This is a genomic window from Legionella bononiensis (assembly GCF_016786215.1).
GTDB classification, from domain to species: domain Bacteria; phylum Pseudomonadota; class Gammaproteobacteria; order Legionellales; family Legionellaceae; genus Legionella; species Legionella bononiensis.
Genome location: NZ_JADOBG010000008.1, coordinates 66,754 through 76,050, shown reverse-complemented (window position 1 = coordinate 76,050; position 9,297 = coordinate 66,754). Strand labels below are relative to the sequence as shown.

Below are 9,297 nucleotides of genomic sequence, written 5' to 3'. Positions count from 1 at the left end.
CCCCTCATCCGCCTGTCGGCACCTTCTCCCTGAGGGAGAAGGCCATTCTGGCAAGATCTCAATAACGTTTGAACTAGTCGACACCTTCTCCCTGAGGGAGAAGGCCATTCTGGCAAGATCTCAATAACGTTTGAACTAGTCGACACCTTCTCCCTGAGGGAGAAGGTCATTCTGGCAAGATCTCAATAACGTCTGAACTAGTCGACACCTTCTCCCTGAGGGAGAAGGCCATTCTGGCAAGATCTCAATAACGTTTGAACTAGTCGGCACCTTCTCCCTGATGGAGAAGGCCATTTTAGTAAGATCTCAATAACGTTTGAAATTGAACATTGAACATTGCGTCTAAAAAGCTTAAGGCGAGTTACTTCTATTTGAGTGTTACCTGTCTACCCGGTTTGCACCAACCGTTCCCTTCTCCCTATTAAGGGAGAAGGGTTGGGGATGAGGGTTACTGATCAACGAGCATAAGTTAGGTCCCGACTCATAACCTTCTGGCTATGGGTATAGAACCGCAAACCTACCTGTTTTCTCTTAATTACCCAGATTTAGAGCAGGTACCACATGAGTACTATTGCTTGATGGTTTTGCTGAATCACTCTGCTGGAACATCACAGGAATAGCCAGTGATGGTACTACTGTTTTTTCCTTTTTACGTTCAACAGGGGCATGTTTCTCCAGTTCAGCGATACGCGCCTGTGCCCGTTTAAGCTCCGTTTTTAGTTTTTGATTTTCCAATTCCAACTCTTTTAACTTGTGTTCTGGATTTACAACCCGATCTTCTGAGCTCGATATTGAAACTCCTGTATTTACTAATGCATTTGACACTGGAGGCTCATCCGCGGGAGCGATTGACGGTTGCAATTTAGCTTGTGCCAGTTTTAATTCCTCCCTTTTCGCCTCTTCTTTTGCTTCTTTTTTAGCCTCAATCTGTTTGTTCAGTTGAGCTTGCAACTTTGGAAGAGGCAACTGATTAATCTTCTGTATGCTTCGCGATCCCTGTTTTTCCTGAGGAATCAAGGTTAACATCATCTTTTCAGTTAAGCCGGTATTTTCCAATCTGATGCTTTTAAGAGCTGGTGCTGTCCGAATTGCTTCCAATAAATCAACCATTCGTGATTTTGCATCCCGCAATGTATTTTTTCTTTTATCTCTCAACTGCTGTTGTAGTAACTCATTTCGTGGAGAATTGGGAACTTGCGGAGCATTGATATCTTGTGGAGATGTGAGAGCCCGCGGAGAAGTGAGAGCCTTACGATAACCACTTACTGGTTTTGAAAATAAAGCCATGGTTCTTACATCAAGCTCACACATTATCGGATTTTCCAGTAACGTAATTACACCGGCCTTTGTTAAGCTATTATTCGCTACTGATAAAGTCGTAGCCGCTGGAAACTGTTTAATCAGTACTTTAGCATGGCCATCATTTAATCGGCACTGAGCTAAATTAAGTGTTCTTATTGTATGATTGGGTTTAATATCGCCAAAATCCCAATCCAATTTGAGTCCTGGATTAAAACTTAAATCCACTTTGTACAAATTCATTCGAGCAATGGATTTCAGACCGTCCAAACTGATACCGCATCCATCAGCATAAAGAGTTCTCAGATCTTTAAATACCCTCAATTTTTCAATACCTTCATTACCAATGCCGGTATTTTGGCTCACATCCAGTGTCACTAAAGCAAGACATTGTTGCAAATCATCAATTCCAATATGAGTGATGTTGTTTTTACGCAAATTGAGGTAGGTTAATTTTTTTAATTTGGATGATTCCTTGCCAAAAAACATCATATCAGAATCAGTGACACTACAGTCTTTTAGAGAAAGGTGTTTCAATTCTGCTGCTCTTAAATGTAAAGTATGCAACACATAATGTGTATCAAGAGCATTATTATAATCCAAATGGAGTGATACCAATTTTGAATTAAATACGGGTCGCTTTAACACATTATTATTTAGCGATAAATGCGTTATATGCTCCAGCTTAATCAATAACTGACTGTCTTTATCAGTAATATTACAGTCATTAAGTTTCAATTTTTGAACATTAGGCAAAGCGTTAAGCGCGCTTACTAAAGTCTGAAGTTGAACTGGATTAAAACGGGTGCCACTCAAATCCAAATCAGAAATTAATAAAAGACCTTTATGTTTTGGAGTTTGAAGAAGATCCAGAAACGAATCAATTTCCTTGCTACTTTTTAAAGTGAGCTTTACATTCTTAAGTTTTTTATCTGATTTACTAAAATTAACGATAAATTGTTTCAATGAATTTTTTGGCATGAGGACTCCTGATAAAGTTAGGCAATCATTACCCACTGGCAGTCCATTAAACCTACAGAGGGACAAGTATATAGAATAAATTTTAAACAAACAATAGTGTTTATATTACAATTTGAACTAAATTAGCTGGTTATAGAGTGAGAAAAACGTCACAATATAAAAAAATAATTTCATAACATACACCAGATAAACTACTATCAGCTAAAACCCGGTACACCTAGACGCGAGTTTAAGAAGGACTTAATGATGTTGGATTTTAAAAACGAAGTAATTGCAGCCGAACAACGTATTCGCGCCTCGATTCGTGAGACGCCACTGGATTATTCAGTACCCATAAGCAAACTCACTCAAACAAAATGTTATCTAAAATGCGAGAACTTACAACATACCGGCTCGTTCAAAGTGAGAGGCGCATTAAATACTTTGTTGTCCCTAACTCAGGAGCAGAAACAGCAAGGTGTTGTAACCGCATCATCAGGAAATCATGGCGCAGCAGTCGCCTTTGGTATTAAACAATTGAACATTCCTGGAGTTATTTTTGTTCCTGAACATGTTTCACCGACAAAGGCAGACAATATTCGTCATTACGATGCACAACTCAACTTTTATGGAACTGATTGTGTACAGGCCGAAGCGCATGCACTGGAATATGCCAAACAGCATCATAAAATTTATATTTCACCCTACAATAATGCTCAAGTCATTGCAGGCCAAGGCACGGTAGGGCTTGAACTGATAAAGCAACTCAATCAAATCGATGTGATTCTGGTGCCTGTTGGCGGAGGTGGTTTAATTTCAGGAATTGCTGGATTTATTAAAGCAGTTTCACCCCATACTAAAGTCATGGGCTGCCTGCCGGAACACTCTCCAGTTATGGCTGATTCCATAAAGGCTGGAACTATTATCGAAATGGATACCCTGCCCTCATTGTCCGACGCAACCGCAGGTGGCATAGAACCTGGCTCCATTACTTTTAACTTATGCCAGCAGTATGTTGATGACTGGATTCTCGTTTCTGAGCAGGAAATACAAAACGCCATTATTACCTTAATTCAGACACAGCATATGCTGGTTGAAGGAGCTTCGGGGGTCGCTCTGGCTGCCTTGATAAAAAATGCAGAACATTATTCGGGACAGAATGTTGTTGTTGTATTAAGCGGCGCCAATATCAGTCTTGATACCTTAAAATCCGTGTTGAGTTAAACCAGATGAACATCATTAACCTGAATCAAATTAAAGAGATTATCCATAAAATCGCAATTATTCCTGCAATTGAAGAGGGATTTATTGCTTACTCACAAGGGAAGGCAATTATTCCACCAGTAGGTGAAATGCAATTCAGTAATCCACCTGGTGATGTCCATATCAAATATGGGTATCTTAAAAATGATGCGTATTATGTGATAAAAATTGCTTCGGGATTTTATGACAATGCGCAATTTAATCTTCCATCCAGTAATGGTCTGATGTTGTTATTCAGTCAAAAAACAGGTGAACTCCTGACTATTCTACTTGATGAAGGTTATTTGACCGATCTGCGTACTGCAGCAGCTGGAGCCATAGCAGCAAAATATCTGGCACCTAACACAGTAAAGTCCATAGGCATTATTGGTACAGGAACGCAGGCAAAGTTACAGTTATACTATTTACAACAAGTCATTCAATGCAGAGATGTAGTCGTTTTTGGCAGAAATAAAGAAAAACTGTCTGATTTTCAAAAAGAGTTGCAAGTTTATGGATTTCATATCGAAACAACCCAAGCATTAGAGTATCTTACTTCTCGATGTAATCTGATTGTGACAACTACCCCATCAAAACTGCCAGTACTCTTTGCGGAATCCATTATGAAAGGAACTCACATTACAGCAGTTGGAGCAGATACTCCTGATAAACAAGAGCTGGATTCTTCTATTTTTTGTAAGGCAGATGTTATTGTTGTCGATAGTATTGCTCAATGTTTAGAACGAGGAGATACTTCCCATGCGTTGCGTCAGCACAAGATTAATCCCGATCAACTCATTGAGTTAGGAACTATAATTTCCAACGAGCATTCAGGACGCACCAATGAGGATCAAATAACTGTTGCTGATTTAACCGGTCTTGCCGTTCAGGATCTGCAAATAGCAAAAGCAGTCGCACATTATTTTAACAACATCAACACAAAGTGAGTTCCTTGATGATTCGTATTGCCCTTATGAGTGATATTAACTATTTAAACCAGTTTATTGAGCAATCTGCTCGCGCCCTAAGTCAAGAAGATTATTCACCTGAAGAAATAGAGGGCGCAATTAATTATGTATTTGGTGTGGATTCTGAATTGATCGAAGATCAAACTTATTATGTGGTAGAAAAAAATGAGACCATCGTAGCCTGTGGTGGATGGAGTAAACGGAGAATGTTGTTTGGCGGAAACCAGTTTAATGGAAGAGAGTCAGGTTATCTGGATCCGGAAATAGAGGCGGCCAAAATAAGGGCGTTCTTTGTTCATCCTGAATACGCCAGACAAGGATTAGGAACATTGCTTTTGAATCACTGCGAACACCAGGCCAAAGTGAATGGATTTTCCCAAATTGAAATGATGGCCACTCTGCCGGGTGTAAAGTTATACCAGGCTCGTGGGTATGAATCCCTTGATAAAGTAGTACATCAGCTACCGAATGGAGTACCACTTGGATTTGTGCGAATGTCCAAAAATCTTACGGGATATTGAGCAGAGATCCATTGGCACTAATCCTTTATATACCCCCTCTATAAAGAGAGTTAATGAATACCCGCCTGGAGTTACAAAACAACAACTCTCTTTATTTATTTAATTTCATAGGTATACTATGCGTAAAGTTTGGGCTAATTGCCTATTAACAGTGATTTTCAATCAGATTGGTTAAAATAATCTTTTTTTAATATGAAGCAAAGTGTACCCAGTACTGATTTGCTGTAACGTTATGATAATAAGCCATGTATTTAAAACTAAACGAAACATATTTCAGACGCAATCGCAGTCGAGAAAAAGAATTTGGAGATATATTCAACAAAACCTCCCGGGGCTTAAACAGTCTGATGCCCATGCTGATCACCATGTTTTTTACTCCCGCTTTAATTACTACTACCCTTTTCTCAAAAGAAATCATTCTTATCCTGGCCAATCTGTCCCTTAGTTTGGGCTATTTGACTAACTTTGCCTATAGAATTTATAAAAATCAGGTGAGTAAATCCGAATTGTTTGTAAGCTTAATCTCTCTTACAGCATTCCTGACTCTGGCTTATTTTCTATGTCCCCCTATTGCGACTATATCCTTTATCTCTGCCCTGACGTCTATTAATCTGATGGCTGTAGCGGTGAATCTGTTTTTCTTAATTAAACACGTTATTGTACCACCCTGTAAAAAATTCATCGAAAATGTAGCGCAGTTGTTAGGTTTTGATATCGCTGGACGTTATTACTCCAAACCACCCTTAACGCTTGAAAATGACCGTTTTATTATCGATCATTTGCTTAAAACCACCTACAAACATGACAGTTATTCACCTGAATTCAATCCCATAGAAATTGATAGTTTTAATAACATGCTCACCAAATTAAGCCAATACATCGATAAATACGATGAATCTCTTCTTGGCTATATTAATAACCAGAACGTCATTGCTGATTTAGAAGATCAGATTGCCAAATTGACCACCCAAGGCAACCCTGATCCAGGTTATACCTTCATTCGTAAAAAAATAGGTTTTAAAACTACAAAAATTCACCTTTTGGAAGAGGCCAGGGATAAAATATTAGCAGAAATAAAATCGCCCCAGGACAACAAGATAATGTACCGATTTTTTAAAGGGATTGTGAGTTCTGAGTTTGTTGAGAATCCACAACCGTACTTAAAAGAAGGCGTGGAATGTCTGCAAAATGAAATTAATAGACAACAGGAAAAAATAAACTCGTTAAAAACCTGTCTACCCAATCCAGGATTCTAAAGCGATGCATCAACATTTTGAAACATCACAAGATTTTGTTCATTCATGCTGTTTCATTTAACACCACTATTGTTAATTATTACAAATCTGTTTAGTATCAAAATAGAAGGATGGAACAAATCAATGAAATAGTAAACTAAAGGGAGAAATGGAATGGCTCACTTATATTTTTTTGAAAAGACTCAATCTTCACTTTCGAATTTTAATTCCAAATTACAAACCGCAATTAATCTCATCAGACAAAACAATTCACTGGTAGCCCTAAAAGTAATGGAGGTCATCGATTCTGATCAGGTTTCAATACGTTCATTTTTTGATCTGTCCAAAGATCACTGGCGTAGAATGAAACATGATATGAAAAAGGAAGATAACATTATCCTTCCCAATACCTATCCACCTTCTGAACAAGCAGTAAAAATGATTGAATCAGAATTGAATGGAATTATTTATGAGGATCGATATATTTATATCAGCAGAAAAAGAACTCCTGAACAAATGGCCAGTACTCTGGTACATGAAATCTGCCATTTTCTGAATTCAGGGTTGATGGATCAAGAAAGACTGTCCCTCAATTCAAACCTGGTCAGTCATAATGAAGAGGTCAGGTCATTTGCTGCCGAGAAAATGTTTGAACGTAATGGTCACTGTTTAAGACGTAGCGATATAAAAGAGTTGCATGAGATGGTCACCGATTTATATCCTGAATTCAATGATACAGGCGATGATGAACCAGAATTAGGTTATATCTTTGCCAGTTATGACAGTCCAATCAATTAAACGCATCCCTCGAGTACTCTTTTAAAGGATAAAAGAGTACTTAATCTAGCCCTGATCATTTTAAGCCTATAACCAGCCTATCAGAACAAGCCGTGCCTTAATTATAAACAACAAGGCAATTTATGATATAATGCGCTTAAAAATCGGATTTATTCTAATATTAACCCTCCGTTAAGGTTGATTTGTTAGAATATAAGATAATGCTAAAACTATAGAGTGAATTATGCCTAAAAAACGCAAGTTAAAGAACCCATTATGCACCCTAAGCAAAACAGAACATGGTTTTGTCATTAATCCTCCTGCTCATAAAGGATTGGTTATTAGTGGCGGCGGAGCTAAGGGACTTGCCTATGCAGGCATGTTTCAAGCAATGCATGACAGAGGCCTTCTTAAACAACTGACTCATGTGAGTGGTGCTTCAGCAGGGGCTATGACTGCAAGCTTTCTCGCAATAGGCATGAGTCCTGAAGACATTTTAACAATTTCTACTCGATTAGACATAACCAAACTTTTAGACAATAAAGGGATGCTGTCCCGGGCTGAAGGTACTCGCGTACGAAATATATTCGAACTTTTTTATATTTTCCAAATCAAGCAGCATTTAAATGGAATAACCAAACCGCAAACACTTGAAGAAATGTCTCAGTATGCCTTGCTGCAAACCAAAGTGAAGCTGTATGAACAAGCTTTAAGCACCAAAAACATAAAAATAGATACTATCGATGACATCATTCAACTAACAAATTCGTATAAAAGCCTCAGAGATCTGGATATGGCTTTCGCAGTATTGCCAAAATCTCTGGAAAACCAGCATGGTGATTCGATTGAATCACCAAGAATCACATTCAATGATTTGTCCCGTTTAAGAGCCATTTTACCTGAAGATCAAAAACATTTGATCAAACATTTATCCGTAGTAACAACAAATCAATCCAGAAAAATCATTGAAACTTATAATGAAGAAAACGAACCGAACACATCAATAGCCGAAGTAGTGCAACAATCCGGGGCTCATCCGGTTCTATTTAAACCGGCTAAAAATGCAAAAGGAGAACATATTGCGGATGGTGGCATAATTAACAACATGCCGACCAGAGCGCTGGAGAATTCAGGATTAAAACCTGAAGAAATTTTATGTACTAAAGCCGAGTCAGGCAGTAGTTTTGCAGAACGGCTAAATAGAGTAAAACATCATGGATTAGAGGCTGTTTCTGATTTTAGTAGTTTTATGGATTCAATAATCAAAGAAATACTGGGTGGGCGTGTTTTTGAAGGGCGCGCAAAAGTACTGAATCGTGAAAAAATATTCTTTAACATGGGGAATATGCTTTATCTCAACACGGGTAAAATTACTACGATTACAACGTCACCCACGCAACAACAAAGGGATCAGGCTATTGAGACTGCATACCAACAAACCCTTGAGTTTATCGACAGTCAGACTAAAACCTTCGATAGCGCTTTAATTGCAATGCTCTATTTAGGTATTGAAAATCTGGATGAAACGATGATTAATAAAGATACCGATAATGAGCTCTTTATGGCAGCGGTTTTGGCCAAAAAAATATTTTTATTACAAAATGAAGTGGTTAAAGACTTAACTGAACACTTCAATGAAAGTGCGATGGACTCTATTACACAGATCGAAGAGGTTTTAAAGAAAGAATCAGAGTTGACTGAAATGCAACAGGATCATGCCATGTCTCTTTGTCTGAAACAGATCAATTATTTTAGCGAAGGCAAACTTGAGCACTATATAATTAACAAGGTAAAAGAAGAACAAGGCCCGAAAGTTAACTGGTTCATCCATTTATTAGAGCTGCTATGGAAACCTATAGAATGGATACTTTCGCTATGTCCCAGTACGAATGTTCAGGCGATTGAACGAGTAGCAGTTGAACCGCCAGTATCTACGCCACTCAGAGTACTGAGTTTTCTTTCTTACAAAGAGCCCAGACAATCAGATGATGTGCGGGATGAGTTAATAGATAACGATGACGATTTAAATGTTATTGGACACCCTGATTAACTCATTGCTTCAATGAACCAATACACATGAGATAAGGCAATCAATGAATGTCCTCATTGATTGCTGAAGCATTAAAAACCACTTTAATTTTTAATATCAACTATTTGATTTATTAATAATTTATAGGTTATTTATTATTCGCAAAGAACATAAAAAAGTTATATTACCAATTTTTAATCCATAAAACGGTCTAAAAAATATCAAATCTTTAAAATAGTTGCGAATAACATTGAGTAAATGTTATG

7 protein-coding genes are annotated in these 9,297 nt (G+C 37.9%); 6 read left to right on the top strand and 1 reads right to left on the bottom strand.

Translation table 11 applies throughout. The features are described 5' to 3' along the window. Positions 1-531: 531 nt before the first annotated feature. Positions 532-2,280, bottom strand: a complete 1,749-nt coding sequence (locus IZU94_RS05285) for a leucine-rich repeat domain-containing protein (protein ID WP_203108625.1) — start codon at positions 2,278-2,280, stop codon at positions 532-534. 243 nt (positions 2,281-2,523) lie between these two features. On the opposite strand from IZU94_RS05285, the gene IZU94_RS05280 reads away from it, so the two are divergent. The 6 genes from IZU94_RS05280 to IZU94_RS05255 all read left to right on the top strand — a co-directional run bounded on the left by IZU94_RS05280 (position 2,524) and on the right by IZU94_RS05255 (position 9,052). After that, the gene (locus IZU94_RS05280; protein WP_238400528.1) at positions 2,524-3,483 is read left to right on the top strand and encodes a threonine/serine dehydratase; all 960 of its coding nucleotides are present in this window, start codon (positions 2,524-2,526) and stop codon (positions 3,481-3,483) included. 5 nt (positions 3,484-3,488) lie between these two features. After that, positions 3,489-4,448, top strand: a complete 960-nt coding sequence (locus IZU94_RS05275; protein WP_203108627.1) for a Rossmann-fold NAD(P)-binding domain-containing protein — start codon at positions 3,489-3,491, stop codon at positions 4,446-4,448. Positions 4,449-4,456: 8 nt separating this feature from the next. Beyond that, entirely contained in the window at positions 4,457-4,990 is a 534-nt protein-coding gene (locus tag IZU94_RS05270) for a GNAT family N-acetyltransferase (RefSeq protein WP_203108629.1), read from the top strand. Positions 4,991-5,235: 245 nt separating this feature from the next. After that, entirely contained in the window at positions 5,236-6,246 is a 1,011-nt protein-coding gene (locus IZU94_RS05265) for a hypothetical protein (RefSeq protein WP_203108631.1), read from the top strand. Between the two features lie 153 nt (positions 6,247-6,399). Continuing rightward, the gene (locus tag IZU94_RS05260) at positions 6,400-7,023 is read left to right on the top strand and encodes an ImmA/IrrE family metallo-endopeptidase (RefSeq protein ID WP_203108633.1); all 624 of its coding nucleotides are present in this window, start codon (positions 6,400-6,402) and stop codon (positions 7,021-7,023) included. Positions 7,024-7,246: 223 nt separating this feature from the next. Beyond that, the gene (locus IZU94_RS05255) at positions 7,247-9,052 is read left to right on the top strand and encodes a patatin-like phospholipase family protein (protein ID WP_203108635.1); all 1,806 of its coding nucleotides are present in this window, start codon (positions 7,247-7,249) and stop codon (positions 9,050-9,052) included. The last annotated feature ends 245 nt before the right edge of the window (positions 9,053-9,297 follow it).

Bases quoted from the DNA above. Each gene is read 5' to 3' on its own strand.
- IZU94_RS05275 (WP_203108627.1), top strand. From the start codon at position 3,489: ATGAACATCATTAACCTGAATCAAATTAAAGAGATTATCCATAAAATC.
- IZU94_RS05280 (WP_238400528.1), top strand. From the start codon at position 2,524: ATGATGTTGGATTTTAAAAACGAAGTAATTGCAGCCGAACAACGTATT.
- IZU94_RS05260 (WP_203108633.1), top strand. From the start codon at position 6,400: ATGGCTCACTTATATTTTTTTGAAAAGACTCAATCTTCACTTTCGAAT.
- IZU94_RS05265 (WP_203108631.1), top strand. From the start codon at position 5,236: ATGTATTTAAAACTAAACGAAACATATTTCAGACGCAATCGCAGTCGA.
- IZU94_RS05255 (WP_203108635.1), top strand. From the start codon at position 7,247: ATGCCTAAAAAACGCAAGTTAAAGAACCCATTATGCACCCTAAGCAAA.
- IZU94_RS05285 (WP_203108625.1), bottom strand. From the start codon at position 2,280: ATGCCAAAAAATTCATTGAAACAATTTATCGTTAATTTTAGTAAATCA.
- IZU94_RS05270 (WP_203108629.1), top strand. From the start codon at position 4,457: ATGATTCGTATTGCCCTTATGAGTGATATTAACTATTTAAACCAGTTT.